At 72.3% G+C, this 16,155-nt stretch carries 15 protein-coding genes; 7 read left to right on the plus strand and 8 right to left on the minus strand.

Features of this window, described 5'->3' with window-relative positions; genetic code table 11:
* Positions 1-101 precede the first annotated feature (101 nt).
* On the minus strand, positions 102-1,571 hold the full coding sequence (locus ACV530_RS15645) for an NCS2 family permease (RefSeq protein ID WP_494333254.1): 1,470 nt from the start codon (positions 1,569-1,571) through the stop codon (positions 102-104).
* A 186-nt stretch (positions 1,572-1,757) separates the two neighbouring features.
* Between ACV530_RS15645 and ACV530_RS15650 the strand changes: the two genes are divergently transcribed.
* Positions 1,758-2,054 (plus strand): DUF2530 domain-containing protein, encoded by a 297-nt coding sequence (locus tag ACV530_RS15650; RefSeq protein ID WP_494333063.1) that lies wholly within the window; start codon positions 1,758-1,760, stop codon positions 2,052-2,054.
* A 17-nt stretch (positions 2,055-2,071) separates the two neighbouring features.
* Positions 2,072-4,435: an HAD-IC family P-type ATPase gene (locus tag ACV530_RS15655; protein WP_494333064.1), complete on the plus strand. Its 2,364-nt coding sequence runs from the start codon at positions 2,072-2,074 to the stop codon at positions 4,433-4,435.
* Positions 4,436-4,459: 24 nt separating this feature from the next.
* Here the strand turns inward: ACV530_RS15655 and ACV530_RS15660 are convergent, their stop codons facing one another.
* The 5 genes from ACV530_RS15660 to ACV530_RS15680 form a co-directional block, all read right to left on the minus strand.
* Positions 4,460-4,657, minus strand: a complete 198-nt coding sequence (locus ACV530_RS15660) for a DUF1059 domain-containing protein (protein ID WP_494333065.1) — start codon at positions 4,655-4,657, stop codon at positions 4,460-4,462.
* Positions 4,658-4,740: 83 nt separating this feature from the next.
* Positions 4,741-5,592, minus strand: coding sequence for an oxidoreductase (locus tag ACV530_RS15665; protein WP_494333066.1), 852 nt, complete (start codon positions 5,590-5,592; stop codon positions 4,741-4,743).
* Between the two features lie 135 nt (positions 5,593-5,727).
* Positions 5,728-6,603, minus strand: coding sequence for a helix-turn-helix transcriptional regulator (locus ACV530_RS15670; RefSeq protein ID WP_494333067.1), 876 nt, complete (start codon positions 6,601-6,603; stop codon positions 5,728-5,730).
* A gap of 78 nt (positions 6,604-6,681) precedes the next feature.
* Positions 6,682-9,810 (minus strand): sacsin N-terminal ATP-binding-like domain-containing protein, encoded by a 3,129-nt coding sequence (locus ACV530_RS15675; protein ID WP_494333255.1) that lies wholly within the window; start codon positions 9,808-9,810, stop codon positions 6,682-6,684.
* A 186-nt stretch (positions 9,811-9,996) separates the two neighbouring features.
* Positions 9,997-10,878 (minus strand): DUF3027 domain-containing protein, encoded by an 882-nt coding sequence (locus tag ACV530_RS15680; RefSeq protein WP_494333068.1) that lies wholly within the window; start codon positions 10,876-10,878, stop codon positions 9,997-9,999.
* A gap of 351 nt (positions 10,879-11,229) precedes the next feature.
* On the opposite strand from ACV530_RS15680, the gene ACV530_RS15685 reads away from it, so the two are divergent.
* The 4 genes from ACV530_RS15685 to ACV530_RS15700 are packed head-to-tail and all read left to right on the plus strand — an operon-like array spanning position 11,230 to position 14,682.
* Entirely contained in the window at positions 11,230-12,609 is a 1,380-nt protein-coding gene (locus ACV530_RS15685; RefSeq protein WP_494333069.1) for an MFS transporter, read from the plus strand.
* 26 nt (positions 12,610-12,635) lie between these two features.
* The gene (locus tag ACV530_RS15690) at positions 12,636-13,100 is read left to right on the plus strand and encodes a DUF2771 domain-containing protein (RefSeq protein ID WP_494333070.1); all 465 of its coding nucleotides are present in this window, start codon (positions 12,636-12,638) and stop codon (positions 13,098-13,100) included.
* 2 nt (positions 13,101-13,102) lie between these two features.
* Positions 13,103-13,825, plus strand: coding sequence for a futalosine hydrolase (locus ACV530_RS15695; RefSeq protein ID WP_494333071.1), 723 nt, complete (start codon positions 13,103-13,105; stop codon positions 13,823-13,825).
* Positions 13,825-14,682, plus strand: coding sequence for a 1,4-dihydroxy-6-naphtoate synthase (locus tag ACV530_RS15700; RefSeq protein WP_494333072.1), 858 nt, complete (start codon positions 13,825-13,827; stop codon positions 14,680-14,682). Before ACV530_RS15695 ends, ACV530_RS15700 begins: the two co-directional genes overlap by 1 nt.
* Before the next feature lie 17 nt (positions 14,683-14,699).
* On the opposite strand, the gene ACV530_RS15705 is transcribed toward ACV530_RS15700, so the two are convergent.
* Positions 14,700-15,083, minus strand: a complete 384-nt coding sequence (locus ACV530_RS15705; protein WP_494333073.1) for a cold-shock protein — start codon at positions 15,081-15,083, stop codon at positions 14,700-14,702.
* 202 nt (positions 15,084-15,285) lie between these two features.
* Between ACV530_RS15705 and ACV530_RS15710 the strand changes: the two genes are divergently transcribed.
* The gene (locus tag ACV530_RS15710) at positions 15,286-15,528 is read left to right on the plus strand and encodes a hypothetical protein (protein WP_494333074.1); all 243 of its coding nucleotides are present in this window, start codon (positions 15,286-15,288) and stop codon (positions 15,526-15,528) included.
* On the opposite strand, the gene ACV530_RS15715 is transcribed toward ACV530_RS15710, so the two are convergent.
* Positions 15,501-16,139 (minus strand): HAD family hydrolase, encoded by a 639-nt coding sequence (locus ACV530_RS15715; RefSeq protein ID WP_494333075.1) that lies wholly within the window; start codon positions 16,137-16,139, stop codon positions 15,501-15,503. The genes ACV530_RS15710 and ACV530_RS15715 overlap by 28 nt on opposite strands.
* Positions 16,140-16,155: the final 16 nt, after the last annotated feature.

The raw sequence follows: 16,155 nt of genomic DNA on the forward strand, positions 1-16,155 counted from the left end.
GATTACCTCATTACCTCTGCTAAGGAAACCGAGAACCGGCAGCGGCGCTGTGCGCTGCTGCCGGTTCTCGGTGTTCTCTGTGAAAGCTGCCCTCGCCGCCGCTACTTCACGCCGAGCAGCCGCTCGATCGGGTCGAGCATGAAGTACACGAGGAAGCAGGCCCCGACCGCGTTCAGCAGCCAGGGGATTTCCCGAGCCCGCCGGTCCGCGATGCGCAGCAGGATGAAGGCCAGCACGCCGATGCCGATGCCGTTGGTGATCGAGTAGGTGAACGGCATCGAGACGATCGTCAGGAACGCGGGGATCGCGATCGTGAAGTCGCTCCAGTCGATCTCCTTGACGTTGGCCGCCATGATCAGGAAGCCGACGACCAGCAGTGCCGGCGTCGCGGCCTGCGAGGGGACGACGGTGGCCAGCGGGGTGAGGACCAGGGCGAGCAGGAAGAGCGCGCCGGTCATCAGGTTGGCCAGGCCCGTACGGGCACCCTCGCCGACGCCGGCCGTGGACTCGACGAAGCAGGTGTTCGCGGAGGCCGAGCCGAGGCCGCCGCCCGCGACGGCGATGCCGTCCATCATCAGGATCTTCCCCATGCCCGGGAGCTGGCCGTTCTCGTCGGTCAGCCCGGCCTCCTCGCCGACGCCGATGATCGTGCCCATCGCGTCGAAGAAGCCGGACAGCAGCACGGTGAAGACGAAGAGGCAGCCGGTCAGCCAGCCGACCTCGTGGAAGCCGCCGAAGAGGCTGATGTTGCCGACGAGCCCGAAGTCGGGGGCGCCGACGATGTTGTCGGGGATGCGGGGGACGCTCAGGCCCCAGCTCGCGTCGGGAATCACCGCGAGCTCGTTGAGGACGATCGCGACGAAGGTCGTCACGACGATGCCGATGAGGATCGCCCCGGAGGTCTTGCGGACGACCAGGATGAAGGTCAGCGCCAGCCCGGCCGCGAAGATCAGCACCGGCCAGCCGTGCAGCTGGCCGCCCTGGCCGAGCCCCATCGGGACGGTGGTGTGGGCGCCGTCCGGGTTGCGGGTGACGAAGCCGGAGTCCACCAGGCCGATCAGCGTGATGAACATGCCGATGCCGATCGCGATCGCGCGCCGCAGCCCGTTCGGGATCGCGTCCATCACGCGCTGCCGCAGGCCGGAGGCGACGAGCAGCATCAGCACCAGACCGGCGAGCACCACCATGCCCATCGCGTCCGGCCAGCTCATCTTGGGCGCCAGCTGGAGCGAGACGACGGCGTTGATGCCGAGACCGGCGGCGCAGGCGATCGGCACATTGCCGATGACGCCCATCAGCACGGTGGAGAGTCCGGCCACCAGGGCGGTGGCCGTGACCAGTTGGCCGTTGTTCAGCTGGTGACCGAACTTGTCGTGACCCGCCCCGAGGATGATCGGGTTCAGCACGATGATGTAGGCCATCGCAAAGAAGGTGGCCAGGCCACCACGGAGCTCTCGGGGGATGGACGAGCCTCGCTCGGAGATCCGGAAGTACCGGTCGAGGAGGTTGCTGCCCGGCGATGCCGGGGACGGCTGCTGGGCATCGACCGCAGCGGTGGCCGAGGAGGACATGCGTACCTCAGTCATACGTGGATTGGATGATCAAACAAAACTTACCGATCAGATCCGGTTCGATTCAGTATGAATAAACAAGCCGTGAATTGCTATCTCCGCGCGTAGACCCCTATGGGACAAGGCCTCCGCCAGATGTCCGCGCGGGCGGACGGACCAGCAGACGGACGGACTAGGCTGGCGGCCATGACGAAGTGGACACCCACGCACGAGGCACCCGAGCCCCTCGAGGGCAACGTCGTCGCCACCGTCACCGGCGGCACGATCGTGTGGTTCGTCCTCTTCCTGGCCCAGCTGCCCTTCTACGGATGGTTCGACGACCACGGCCACCTGTGGTGGCTGTGGACCTGCCTGGCCGGCGGCGGCCTCGGCCTGATCGGCGTCTGGTACGTCCGCAAGCGGGACGCCGCGATCAAGCGGCACGCCGCCGCTCTGAAGGCGGCCGGAAGCGAAGCCGCCCCGGCAGGTGAAGCGGGCCGATAGCCCGTACCGTCGAAGGCATGGGCGAGCACCGTGTGTCGCTCCCGGGCCTCACGGCCGCCGAGGTCGCCGAACGCGTGGCCCGGGGCGAGGTCAACGATGTCCCCGTGCGCTCCTCGCGCTCGCTGACGGAGATCATCCGGGCCAACGTCCTCACCCGGTTCAACGCCATCATCGGCGTCCTCTTCCTGATCATCCTGATCGTCGGGCCGATCCAGGACGGCCTCTTCGGCTTCGTCATCGTCGCCAACACCGCGATCGGCATCATCCAGGAGCTCCGCGCCAAGAAGACCCTCGACTCGCTCGCCGTCATCGGCGAGGCCAGGCCCGTCGTCCGCCGTGACGGCCGGTCCACCGCGATCGGCACCGGCGAGATCGTCCTCGGCGACCTGATCGAGCTCGGGCCGGGCGACAAGTGCGTCGTCGACGGCGAGGTCGCGGAGGCGGAGGGACTGGAGATCGACGAGTCGCTGCTCACCGGCGAGGCCGACCCGGTGCTGAAGAAGCCCGGCGACAAGGTCATGTCCGGCTCGTTCGTCGTCGCGGGCGGCGGCGCCTTCACCGCGACCAAGGTCGGGCGCGAGGCCTACGCCGCCCAACTCGCCGAGGAGGCCAGCCGCTTCACGCTCGTCCACTCCGAACTGCGCACCGGCATCAGCCTGATCCTCAAGTTCGTCACCTGGATGATGCTCCCCGCCGCGATCGGCCTGGTCATCAGCCAGCTCGTGGTCCAGAACCACGACTGGCGGGAGGCCGTGCGGCGGATGGTCGCGGGCATCGTGCCGATGGTCCCCGAGGGCCTGGTGCTGCTCACCTCCGTCGCCTTCGCCATCGGCGTCATCCGGCTCGGCCGCAAGCAGTGCCTCGTCCAGGAACTCCCCGCGATCGAGGGCCTGGCCCGGGTCGACGTCGTCTGCCTCGACAAGACCGGCACGCTCACCGAGGGCGGCATGGACGTCAGCGAACTGCGCCTGCTGGCCGCGGCGGAGGAGAACCACGTACGCGAGGTCCTCGGCGCCCTCGGCGACTCCGACCCCCGGCCCAACGCCAGTCTCCAGGCCATCATCGACGCCTACCCCGACGGGCAGGGCGGCTGGCGCTGCACGGAGTCGCTGCCCTTCTCCTCCGCCCGCAAGTACAGCGGCGCCGTGCTCGCCGGTCCCGGCGGCGAGCACACCAACTGGCTGCTGGGCGCGCCCGATGTGCTGCTGCCGGAGGGCGATCCGGCGCTCGCCGAGATCGAGGACCTCAACGCGCAGGGGCTGCGCGTGCTGCTCCTGGCCCGCGCCGAGCGGCCGCTGGCCGACCCGCGCGTCGCCGAGGGCGTACGGCCCACCGCGCTCGTCGTGCTCGAGCAGCGGCTGCGCCCCGACGCGGGCGAGACCCTGCGCTACTTCGCGGAGCAGGACGTCGCCGCGAAGGTCATCTCCGGTGACAACGCCGTCTCCGTCGGCGCCGTCGCGGGCAAGCTCGGGCTGCCCGGCGCCGAGTCCACGGTCGACGCGCGCAAGCTGCCGGCCGAGCGGGAGGCGATGGCCGAAGTCCTCGACCGGGGTGCGGTGTTCGGGCGGGTGTCCCCGCAGCAGAAGCGCGACATGGTCGGCGCGCTCCAGTCGCGCGGGCACACCGTCGCGATGACCGGCGACGGCGTCAACGACGTACTCGCCCTGAAGGACGCCGACATCGGCGTCGCCATGGGCGCGGGTTCGGAAGCGACGCGGGCCGTCGCGCAAATCGTCCTGCTGAACAACAGCTTCGCCTCGCTGCCGTCCGTGGTCGCCGAGGGGCGGCGCGTGATCGGCAACATCACGCGGGTCGCGACGCTGTTCCTGACGAAGACCGCGTATTCCGTGCTGCTCGCGATCCTGGTCGTCTGCACGCGCGTGCCGTATCCGTTCCTGCCGCGCCATCTGACGCTGCTGTCCACGCTGACGATCGGCGTGCCCGCCTTCTTCCTGGCCCTGGCGCCCAACAAGGAGCGGGCCAAGCCGCATTTCGTGCGGCGGGTGATGCGGTACGCCATCCCGGCGGGGCTGATCGCGGGGGCGGCCACCTTCGCCGTGTATCTGCTGGCCAGGGGCTACTACGCGGGGCAGGACGGTGCGCTGAACGCCGAGACCAGCGCGGCGACGCTGACGCTGTTCCTGATCTCGTTGTGGGTGCTCGCGATCATCGCGCGGCCGTATACGTGGTGGCGGGTCGCGCTGGTGCTGGCGATGGGGCTGGGGTTCCTGGTCGTGTTGGGCGTGCCGTGGCTCCAGCGGTTCTTCGCGCTCAAGCTGGTCGGGACCACACTCCCCTGGGCCGCGGTGGGTGTGGCCGCCGTGGCGTCTGTCGTCCTCGAGCTCACCTGGCGATGGGTGGGGCGCCGGTTCCCCGCGTGACGGGTCGTGACGGGTCGTGACGGGTCAGGCCGCGCTGGTCGTCTTCTCGAGCTCGAGGAAGTTGCGGATCTGCTCGCGCAGCTCGGGCGAGTCGGTGTGCCCGTGCACGGAGATCGCGTGTTCGGTGGCTGCCCGGACCACTTCCTCCTCCTCACCGGTGATGGTGAGGGTGCAGTTGGTCTCACTGGGGAAGCGGCGGCAGTCGGCGACTTTTCTGGTCATGTCGGCCTCCTCCTTGCGCTTGCTTCCAGCGTAGGGCGCCGAGGCCCGCCGCTGTCGGTGGGCCTCGGAGACCGGTTCCAGTGTCAGGCGACTGTCACTCCGCCTTCGGTGGAGTCGGTGGAGCGGCTGAGTTCCTCCCAGGCGTCGAAGTCGTCCTGGACGCGTTGGCGCCCGGCGGCGACCAGGCGCAGCGCGTCCGAGCCGAGCAGGACATGCACAGGGGGCTTCTCCGCGTCCAGGAGGGTGAGGATGGCGTCGCCCGCGCGATCGGGGTCACCGATGCCCTGGCCCGCGAGGGCCTGGCGGCGGGTCCGGATCGGGTCGAACAGTGCGTCGTAGTCGGCGATGCCGCGTGGTGCGCGGACCAGTGACCTGCCTGCCCAGTCGGTCTTGAACGCGCCGGGAGCCACGGCGGTGACCCGCACGCCGAACTGGTTGACCTCTTGGGCGAGGGTGTCGGTGATGCCTTCCAGGGCGTGCTTGCTGCCTTCGTAGAACGCCAGTCCGGGGAAGGTGGTGTGCCCGCCCATCGAGGTGATGACGAAGATGTGGCCGCCGCGTCGTTCCCGCATGCCGGGGAGGACCGCTTTCACGGTCGCCACCGTGCCGAATACGTTGATCTCGAACTGGCGGCGCAGATCGGCCATCGACGACTCTTCGAAGGTGCCTTCGAGCCCGTAGCCGGCGTTGGCCACGAGCACGTCGACCGGGCCCAGTTCCGCTTCGGCGGCCCGCACCGTGGGGTCGATCCGGTCCTCGTCGGACAGGTCGAGGACGAAGGCCCGGGCGCGGTCGGGGTCCAGTGCCCGGAAGGCGGCCGCGTGCTGCTCGGTGCGCACGGTGCCCGCGACCCGGTGCCCGGCCGCCAGGGCCCGTCGGGCGATGGCCAGTCCGAGGCCGGTGCTGACGCCGGTGATCAGGAATGTCTTGCTCACTACGAGTGACCTTTCGTGGATGAGTATCAGGCCGCGGGGCGTGCGTGGGCACGGCGGCATCGACCCCGCGGGTACGGCGGGGTCGTGTCCGAGTGGTGTTGGTGCTGGTGCTGGATCGCCCGGGTCAGGCGGTGGTCAGGACCCGGCGGCGGTGTCCCGGGCAGTCGCGGTGGCGGGTTCGCTGCCCCAACTGGCCAGCAGTCGCAGGCGCTCCTGGGATGGCGAGCCGGACGGCGCGGTGTAGACGACGAGCGATTGGCCCGGGTCGGCGACCGAGGTGAAGATCTCGTACTGCAGTTCCAGGTCACCGGCGACAGGGTGGTGGAGGCGTTTGAGGCCGGTGCTGCGTTCCCGGACGCGGTGTTCCGACCACCACGCCGGGAACTCGGGTGAGCGCATCATCAACTCACCGATCAGGGTGGCGATGTGCTGGTTTCGCGGCTGGGCGGCGGCGGCCAGCCGCAGCCCGTGCACGTAGTCGCGGGCGACGCGTTCCCAGTCGCACCACACCAGGCGGGCACGCGGATCCAGCAGCGTCCAGCGCGCCATGCTGCGTTCCCGGCGCGGCAGTTCGGCCACACCGGGAAACAGCAACGCCCACAACGTGTTCCCGCCGACCACGGTGAGGTTCCGGTCGCTGACAAAAGCAGAAGCCAGATCCATCGACTCCAGCACCTGGCGCAGCGCCGGTCGTAGCCGTGACGTGTGCTCGGCCCGGTCCTTGTGCCCGGCTGTGGTGCCCGCGAGGGCGAACAGATGCCGCCGCTCGATGTCATCGAACCGCAGCGCGTCACAGAGGGCATGCAGTACCTGTTCGGACGGCTGCCGGGCGCGGCCTTGTTCCAGACGGGTGTAGTACTCGGCACTCACCCCGGCCAGCTGCGCGACCTCACCGCGCCGCAGACCGGCGACCCGACGGCCGGCGCCGAACTCGACCGGCAGACCGATCTCGTCCGGCGTGAGTCCGGCACGGCGAGCCCGCAGGAAGTCGCCCAAGTCGTTGTTGCCCATGCCCTGAGTCTGCTCTGCGCCCAACCGATCACCAAGGGCGTAGCTGGCCCTGCCAGTACTACACAGGACGGGCAGGGGCTAGTCGAACCAGCGGGCCCGGGCCAGCTCCTCGCCCCGCGACGGGTCCTCCAGCAGCGCCGCCGCCTCGAAGCGGCGGGACCAGTGGCCCGCCGCCCAGGCGAGGCCCGCGGCGAGGCCCTCGAGGGTGGCCGCGTGGAGGACGCCGTCGGGGCCGAGGCGCCAGTCGAGCTCGATGCCGTCGATGATCAGCTCGTCGTGCTCGGTGTACGTGGCCGGGGCCGAAGGCAGCAGGGCCCGTACCTCCTCCGGCACCTGCCGGACCTCGCCCCCGGCGGGCACCGCCGCCGGGACCGCCTCGCTCAGGCGGCGGACCTGGAGCAGCTCCGCCAGCGTGGCGGCCTGCTCGGGGCGGACGGGCAGCAGGGCGCGGCCGCCCGCGAGCGGGAGCAGGTCAGGGGCGTCCGCCACGAGTGCGTCCGCCGCGTCGACGACGCACACGGTGCCGTCGACGACGGCCCGCAGCTCGTCCGGGAGCGTCACCTCGTCCGGGTCGAGGTCGGCCAACAGGGCGTACAGGCCGTGCAGTTGGGCCTCGCCGACCGGGCGGTCCGGGTCCGCGAGGCGGGCCAGCAGCTCGGCCGCGCCGCCGGGCTCGGCGAGCAGGGACGCCGCGGAGGTGCGGACGCCCAGGGCGCGCAGCACCTGCTCGTCCGCGAGCCCGGTCGCGTCCACCGCGTCGTACAGGCCGGCCAGCAGCGGATCACCGGAGGCGGCCCGCAGACCGGCCGGGCGGCGGCCGTCCAGGACCGGGTGGCCGCGCAGCCACCAGGCGGTGTACGGGCGGACGGACGCCGTCGTGCCGTCGGGGAGCAGGACGCGTACGGGCATGGTCAGCGCGTCGCGCAGCGGCGGCTGGGCGAGCAGGGCGAGAGCCTGCGGCCAGGCATCGTCGTCGACCAGGTCGAGGTCGCGCACGGCGACGATCTCCGTCACGACCGGCGGAACGGGTGTCTCGGGCAGCCGGTCGAGGACGTCCTCGCACCACACGTCGACGGCGTCGAGCAGACCGGCATCGTCCGGCTCGGCGAAGTCGCCGTCGCGCGGCTCCAGTTCATCGGGGTCGAGGACGACATCCGTGGCCCGCACCAGGGCGAAACCGGCGAGCACGCCGACAGCCGCCAGCGGCTGCTCGCCCCACCGCTCGGCCAGTTCCGCGTCGCACGCGGCGAGTTCGCCGGGGCGGATGACGCTCTCGAAGGGGCTGCCGGGCAGCACGAGTTCACCGGCCGGGGCGAGTTCGCCGTCCTCGTCGGTCAGGGCGAGCGCGGCGAGCCAGGGCTCGTCGCCGACGGCGAGGTCCGCGTCGCGCACGAGCGTGAGCACGGTGTCGACCAGTTCGTCGTGAGCGAGCGCGTCCTCGTCCCAGATCTCGCCCGCGTCGAGGGAGGCCGCGACGGCCGCCCGCACCTGCGGCGTGTTCAGGATCGCGCGGGGCGAGGACGGCGTGGCGCCGAGCTTCTCCAGCAGCGGGTGGGCGGCGTCCGGGTGGACGACCTTCAGGCCGAGCCGTGCCAGCCGCTGCGCCTCGGCGGCGTCGGAGGGCGGCAGCAGCACCTGCCGGGGGCCGATGGCCGTACGGCCCTCCGCGAGGGGCACGGGCAGGCCGCTCAGCCGGTCCGGGTCCACGCCGGCCAGGCTGTCGTACAGCCGCCACCACCACTCGGGGTCGCGCTCCACGCCCGCGAGCCGGTCGACGGCCTCGCCCAGCGGTACGCGCGCGACGCCCAACGCCCGCAGCTCCGGCCGCCGTTCGAGGCCGGCGGGCAGCAGGGCGGGGAAGACCTCGCCGAGGACGGTCACGGTCTCCGCGCCCGCGCCCTCCACGATCTCGGCGTCCACGGGCCGCAGCACGAACGGGCCTTCGTCGCCCTCGCCGTCTTCACCGCGCATGGGTACGGCGTTGCGCAGGAACGCCACGCGCGGCAGCCGGTCCAGCACCTGGCGGCGGATCTCCGCGTCCACCGCGCTGCGGGCCAGCGGCGACGGCACCAGGTCGAGCGTGGCGGTGCCCAGCGGCCGCCAGTCGGCCACGAGGGCGGCGTACGCCTGTGCCGCGCGCTCCACGAGGAAGTCCGTGAGCGGGCCGGGCGCGGTGTGCCGGCGGGTGGGCTCGAGCGGGAAGGTGGCGATGAGCAGCGCCGGGAGGCCGAGCGGTTCGTCCGTGGGCGTCGGCGCGTGCAGCACGGGGGCGGTCGCCGGACGTACGGGCGCGAGCTCGCCGTCCACCGGGACCGCCCAGGTCACCGACCAGTCGGGGCGCAGCCGTTCCTCGACGGGGCGGTCCGCGAGCAGCGCCGCGTCCAGGCGGCCGCCGGTGCGGCTGACGCGCCATCGGGTCGCGGGCTCGTGGCGCGCGGAGTCCTCGACGACGACGTACGCGCCGTCCTGACGGCGTGTCAGGGTGCGGGGTGCGGCGGACGGGGTCTCGATCACGACCTCCGCCAGGCCCGGCAGGGCCAGGAGCAGCGCGTCGTCGATCGCGGCCAGCAGGTGTGCGGCCAGGTCCTCGGCGGCGCCGTCCCGCAGCGGGAGGACGACCACGGTGTCGTAGCCCTCCGGCGCGGGGCCCTCGGCGGGCAGCGGGAGCCGCAGCAGGGGCACGTGGCGCTCGCGGCGGCGGATCTCCTCGCCCAGGCCGGGCGCGAACCGGGCGGTCTCCTCGGCGAGTTCGCGTGCTTCGGCGAGCGACCAGCGGACGCCGCCGGTGCGGCCGACGACGGCCGGTTCGTCGCTGACGGCGAGGACGGCGGAGAAGCCGACGCCGAAGCGGCCGACGCTTTCCTGTGCTCCGTCCCTCTTGGCCGACGCGCGGAGCGTCGACAGCGACTCGACGCCGGAGGCGTCGAGGGGGGCACCGGTGTTGGCCGCCGCGAGTACGGCGGGGTTGTTGCCCGCGGCGGCGTGCAGGGTCAGGCGGAGTCTGCCGGGGACGCCGGCGCGGGCTGCCGCGTCGGCGGCGTTCTGGGCGAGTTCGACGACGAGGCGGTCGCGGTAGCCGCCGAGGGCGAGGTCCTCCTCGGCGTTGGCGTCCTCCCGGAAGCGGGCGGGGGAGGCGGCCCAGGCGTCCAGTACGCCGCGGCGCAGCCGTGCGGTACCGAACGGGTCCGCTGTTGCGGGCCGTGCCATGGGGGTGCCGCTCACGTGTCCGTCTCCCTCGCGTCCGTCGCAGGGGGCGAATGATGCCCCGGTCCCACCCTCTCACCGTCTCCCGGGGGCAAGCCCCCGGACCCCGCAACGCGGCTCCGCCGCGTTGGTCCTCAAACGCCGGACGGGCTGGAGTCGGTGAAAGGGCGGGGCAGGGGCAACAAACCCCTACGCGTGGCCGAGGTCTTCCTCGCCCTCACCCTCCGCGCGCAGCGACAGCACATCCACCACCGTCTCGTCGATCACCGGCGGAGCCGGACGCGGCGGCTTCGGCATGACCGCGGCCTCGGAGTGGCCACCGCATCCGTAGGCCAGCGAGACGACATGACCGTCCGCCGGGCCGAACTCATTGCCGCACACGCCGAACGCCTGGCCGAGCGAGCCCCCGATGGGGATCAGGAAGCCGCAGGTGACGCAGGAGGCGGGCGCGGCCTGGGCCATGGGGGTCTTGGCGCCGTGGGACTCGTCCCAGCGGTCCGCCGCCGTGTGAAGGCCGTAGCGCGACAGCACCCGGGCCCGGCGCATGCCGAGCTCCTCGGCGAGCGAGGAGATCGAGCCGCGCACGGGCGTGGTCGGCTGGGCGGAGGGCGGGCCGGCGGAGACGTCGGCGTCCTCGGCGTCGGCGAGCTCGGTCATCTCCGCGGAGACGGCGGAGTTCGGCGGCGGCACCTCCTCACCGGTGTAGCCCGGCTCCAGGCGCAGGTCGTCGGCCTCGGTGGGCAGCAGGTCGCCGGGGCCCATGTCGCCGGGGCGCAGCCGCTCGCTCCACGGCACCCATTCGGGGGCGAGCAGCGCGTCGGGGCCGGGCAGCAGCACGGTCTCGTCGAGGGTGACGGCCTTGGCGCGCGAGGCACGGGCGACGGTGACGGCCCAGCGCCAGCCCCGGTAGCCCGGGTCCAGGCAGGCGAAGTAGTGCGTGACGACCCGGTCCCCGTCGGCCACGGCCTCGACGTGGTCGCCGACCTGCCCGGGCAGCGCGGCTTCATCGGCCGCGGCACGGGCGAGTTCGACCGCCTCGGCGCACAGGCGGTCCGGGGTACGGCTTCGCATCGCAGCACTCACAAGAATCGATTCTCTCTTCCACGCCGTCTCACGAGTGCGCCGGCCGACGGCCGGTTCGGCGGACGGAGCGGACCAAAGGGCCGCGTCGACGTCCGCGCCCGAATCGGACTCGGGCGCACCTGGTCCCGTCCATTCTGCGTGATGGAGACGCGGGGCGCGGCCAAGAACGATCGCCGGTGGCGCGTGAGGCACGCTACCTCGGGTGACCGCGCCGGGCATACCCGGGTTTCGCCGAGCTCCCTCGGGTCGCTCCGGTACGCCCCCGCGGACACCCCACGGGAGTACGGGCGGACGCGCCGTGAGTGCCGCAGGTCCTTCCGGTTGGGGCAGTATGGCGTGGTGGGAGCCATCCGGTCAGGGAAGGGCGGCCCGCTCCGCCGTACCGGCCGGAGTGTCGGCCGGGCACTGCGGAGCCCTTTCACGGCCGCCGGCAAGGGCATCCGCAAGGCCACGAACGCGCACGGCGCGGGCGAGTCGGGCCTGGCGAAGCTGATCGAGCTGCACGCGGTGAACTCCGCGGGCGACATGTTGATCACGATCGCGCTGGCGTCCACGGTGTTCTTCTCGGTCCCCACCGACCAGGCACGCGGACGGGTGGCGCTCTACCTCGCCGTCACGATGGCGCCGTTCACTCTTCTGGCCCCGGTGATCGGGCCGATACTCGACCGCCTTCCGCACGGCCGCCGGGCCGCGATGGCCGGCGCGATGCTCACGCGTGCGGTGCTGGCGCTGATGATGTCGGGCGCGGTGGCCAGCGGCGGCCTCGAGCTGTATCCGGCGGCCCTCGGGGTGCTGGTGGCGTCGAAGGCGTACGGCGTGGTGCGGTCGGCCGTCGTGCCACGACTGCTGCCACCACGGATTTCCCTCGTGAAGGCGAATTCCCGCGTGACTCTGGGCGGGCTGATGGCTACGGGCGTGGCGGCCCCGCTCGGCGCGGGGCTGCACCAGATCGGCCCGGCCTGGCCGTTGTACGGCGCGTGCCTGGTGTTCGTGGGCGGCACCTACCTGTCGCTGTCGATGCCGCACAAGGTCGACTCGGCGAAGGGCGAGGTGCGGGCGCGGCTGACGTCCGCCGAGCACCGCCATCTGCCCCCGCGGGTGGGCGGGAAGCGCAGCCCGAAGCCGGGCCTGCGCACGGTGGGCCGTTCGGTGCTGCACGCGCTCCAGGCGAACATGGCGCTGCGCATGCTGTCGGGGTTCCTGACGTTCTTCCTGGCGTTCCTGCTGCGCGTGCATCCGCTGGACGGGCTGAGCCCGGCGGTCTCGCTGGGCCTGGTCGCGGTGGCGGCGGGCGGGGGCAACGCGCTGGGCACGGCGATCGGCGCGCTGCTGCGCTCGCGCGGGCCGGAGAAGACGATCGCGCTGGTGCTGACGGTGGCCCTGGGCACCACGATCGCCACCGCCGCGTTCTACGGCTGGTTCTTCGTGGTGGTCGTGGCGGCGGTGGCCGGCATCTCGCAGGCGCTGGGCAAGCAGTCGCTGGACTCGCTGATCCAGCGCGACGTGCCGGAGGAGGTGCGGACGTCCGCGTTCGCCCGCTCGGAGACGGCGCTGCAGATGGCGTGGGTGGTCGGCGGGGCGATCGGGATCCTGCTGCCGCTCAACGGCGTGCTGGGCATGTCGGTCGCGGCGGCGTTCCTCGCGCTGGGTGTGGCCACTGCCGTACGGGGCCTGCTGACGGCCGCGCGGCGCGGCTCGCCGCACCCGCGCGTAGCGTGACTGACGTGGCCCGATAGCCTGCCCGCATGACCGCTGCGTATCTCCGGGGCAAGCGCCGCCGCGCCGCTGCCGCCGTCGGGGCCGTGACCTTCGGGCTCGTCGCCCTCTCCGCCTGCGACAAGCCGACGCCGCTGGCGACGGTGTCTGTCGGATCGACCACGGTGACCACCGAGGCCGCCTGCTACAACGACGGCAAGGCACTCGACGAGAAGCTCGAGTCCTGCCTGAACGAGGAGGGCAAGACCGTCAAGGCGGCTGCCGAGGACAAGCTCCGCCTCGGCGTCGACCCGAAGATCGCGGACAAGGGCTGGGCGCTCTTCGTCAACGGCCAGCAGGTGACGGACACGAGCACCAAGACCTACATCACCATCCCGGCCGCCGGCTTCTTCCGTGCCGGGGGCAAGGGCAGCTCGGTCAAGGTCGGCATCGTCGAGGCCGGCGACGGCAAGGCCTACGGCATCTGGACCTTCACCCTCGAGAACAACAGCTGACCGTGCGCGTCCTCGTGGTCACCGCCGTCGCGGCAGAACGCGACGCGGTGACGGCCGCCGGGCCGGTGGGCCCTGAGGCCGTACTGCCCGGCGGCGCGGTCCTGCACCGCACGGGCGGGCCGGTGTTCGACGTGCTGGCCGCGGGTGTCGGCCCCGCCGCCGCGGCGGCGGGCACTGCGACCGCGCTGACATGGGCGGCGCTGGGCGGTGAACCGTACGACCTGGTGATCTCGACGGGCATCGGCGGGGGCTTCGCCCCCGAGGCGCCGCTGGGCGCCCTGGTCGTCTCCGAAGCGGTCGTCGCCGCCGACCTGGGGGCGCAGACGCCGGACGGCTTCCTCACCGTCACCGAGCTGGGCTTCGGCACGGACGCCCACCGGGTGCGGCCGGAGCTCGTACAGGCCGTGTCCCAGGCCGTCGGGGCGCTGCGCGGCGAGGTGCTGACCGTGTCCACGGCGACCGGTACGGCCGAGCGGGCCGAGGAACTGGCGGCGCGGTACCCGCGGGCGCTGGCCGAGGCGATGGAGGGCTTCGGCGTGGCCGAGGCCGCGGCCGCGCACGGCGTGCCGGTGCTGGAACTGCGGGCCGTCTCCAACGCGGTCGGCCCGCGCGACCGCGCGGCCTGGCGCATCGGCGAGGCGCTGGCCGCGCTGACGGAAGCGTTCCGCAAGATCTCGCCGGCACTCGACCGCGAACCGTCCGGGAACCGTAAGGAGCGCTTGTGATGACCGAGCGGATCAGGATCGCCTACTCGCCCTGCCCCAACGACACGTTCACCTTCGACGCCTGGGCGCACGGCCGCGTCCCGGGCGCGCCCGCGCTCGACGTCACCTTCGCGGACATCGACATCACCAACGGCATGGCCGAGCGCGGCGAGCTGGACGTGCTCAAGGTGTCGTACGCGGTGCTGCCCTGGGTGCTGGACGAGTACGCGCTCCTGCCGTGCGGCGGCGCGCTCGGGCGCGGCTGCGGGCCGCTGGTGCTCACGAACGAGCCCGCGCCGGCCGCCTCCCTGGCCGGGAAGACGATCGCGGTGCCGAGCGAGCGGTCGACCGCGTACCTGCTGTTCCGGCTGTGGGCCGCCACGGAGGTGCCGGGCGGGGTCGGCGAGATCGTGGTGCTGCCGTTCCACGAGATCATGCCCGCGGTGCGCGACGGCAAGGTGGACGCGGGCCTGGTGATCCACGAGGCGCGGTTCACCTACGAGGACTACGGGCTGACGTGCCTGGCCGACATGGGCGAGCACTGGGAGAACACCACCGGGCTGCCGATCCCGCTCGGCGCGATCATCGCGAAGCGCTCGCTGGGCGCGCCGATGCTGCACCGGCTGGCGGAGGCGGCGCGGACGTCCGTCCTCATGGCGTGGGACGACCCGGAGGCATCGCGTCCGTATGTGCTCGAGCACGCGCAGGAGATGGACCCCAAGGTCACGGACCAGCACATCGGGCTCTACGTCAACGAGTTCACCGCGGGCCTCGGCGAGGACGGGTACGCGGCCGTGCGCGGGCTGCTGACACGTGCCGCGGCCGAGGGGCTCGTACCGCCCCTCGGCCCCGATGCGCTGGGCTTCCCGGAGGTCTGACCCCCGGAGGCCCGATCTCAGACGTCGAGCTGGTCGGCCACCGCGCGCAGCATGCCCGCGATCTTGGCGCCGTGGGCCTTGTCGGGGTAACGGCCGCGCTCGAGCTGCTGGGTGACGTTCTCCAGGAGCGTGGTGAGGTCCTGCACGATGGAGGCCAGCTCATCGGGCTTGCGGCGCTGTGCCGCGGCGACCGAGGGGGTGGGGTCGAGGATCGTCACCGTGAGCGCCTGGTCGCCGCGCTGGCCCGCGACGACGCCGAACTCCACGCGCTGGCCGGGCTTGAGGGCATCGACCCCGTCCGGGAGCACCGAGGAGTGCACGAAGACGTCTCCGCCGTCGTCGCGGGAGAGAAAGCCGAAGCCCTTCTCGCTGTTGAACCACTTGACCTTGCCGGTAGGCACGTCTGTCCTCGTCCTCGTACTCGTCGGAAAAATCGGGAAATTCGTAAGCAAACAAAAGCTCTGGATAGCACTAGAGCGGGCCGCATGACCCGCTGCTCCAAGGCTAATGGTCCGGAGCCTGGTGACAAGACGTCCTCGAGTCGTACCTCTGCGCGTCCGGCCGGAAGCGGACCCTCCTCCGGCGGGCAACTACCCTGCTCAGGTGACCAATGAAACGTCCAGGGCCGGGGATCTGCTCGTGCGGACCGGCGCCATCGTCTTTCTCGTAGGCGCGGTTGCCACGCTGGCCACCGTGGCCCCGCTGTTCCTCGGTGCCGATCCGCTGCCGTCCGCGGCGTACTTCGTGTGCATGCTGATGGGCGTCGGCTTCCTGATCTCCGGCGCCGGGGTGCTGCGTTCGATCGCGGAGCAGCGGCGTCAGGCGCGGGAGGCGTCCGCGAGGTAGCCGCGCAGCCAGGCGGGGAACTCCGTGAGGTCGGGGAGCAGGACATCCGCTCCGGCCTCGCGCAGTTCGTCCGCGCTGCACGGACCGGTGGCCACCGCCACGGACAGCGCTCCCGCCGCGCGGGCCCCGCACACATCGCCGGTGTGGTCGCCGACGTAGACGCCCGCGCCATGCGCGCGCAGCGCGGTCGCCTTGCCCTCGGCCCACAGCGAGCCGACGAGTTCGTCGGGCTCGATGCCGAGGCGGTCGAGGTGGAGACGGGCGTTGTCCTCGTGCTTGGCGGTGACGACGACGGCCCGGCCGCCCAACTCCCGTACGGCCGCGACGGCTTCGCGGGCGCCCGGCATGGCGGTCGTGGGGCCGAGGGCGTGCCGGCGGTAGTCGGCGATGTACTGCTCGCGCACCGCCTCGATGCGGTCCTCGGGGAACCAGTTGCGCAACTCCTGCTCCAGCGGCGGGCCGATGCGGCTGACCACGAGGTCGACGTCGATGGGCGTGCCGGTGGCGGCGGCGAGCGCCACGTACGCGGCCCTGATGCCGGGGCGGGAGTCGATCAGCGTGAGGTCGAGGTCGAAACCGACGGTGAGGGAGGAGGGGCTCATGCGCCTCATTGTGCCGTGAGGCTCT

The sequence above is a fragment of the Streptomyces sp. SX-6 genome, assembly GCF_059089585.1.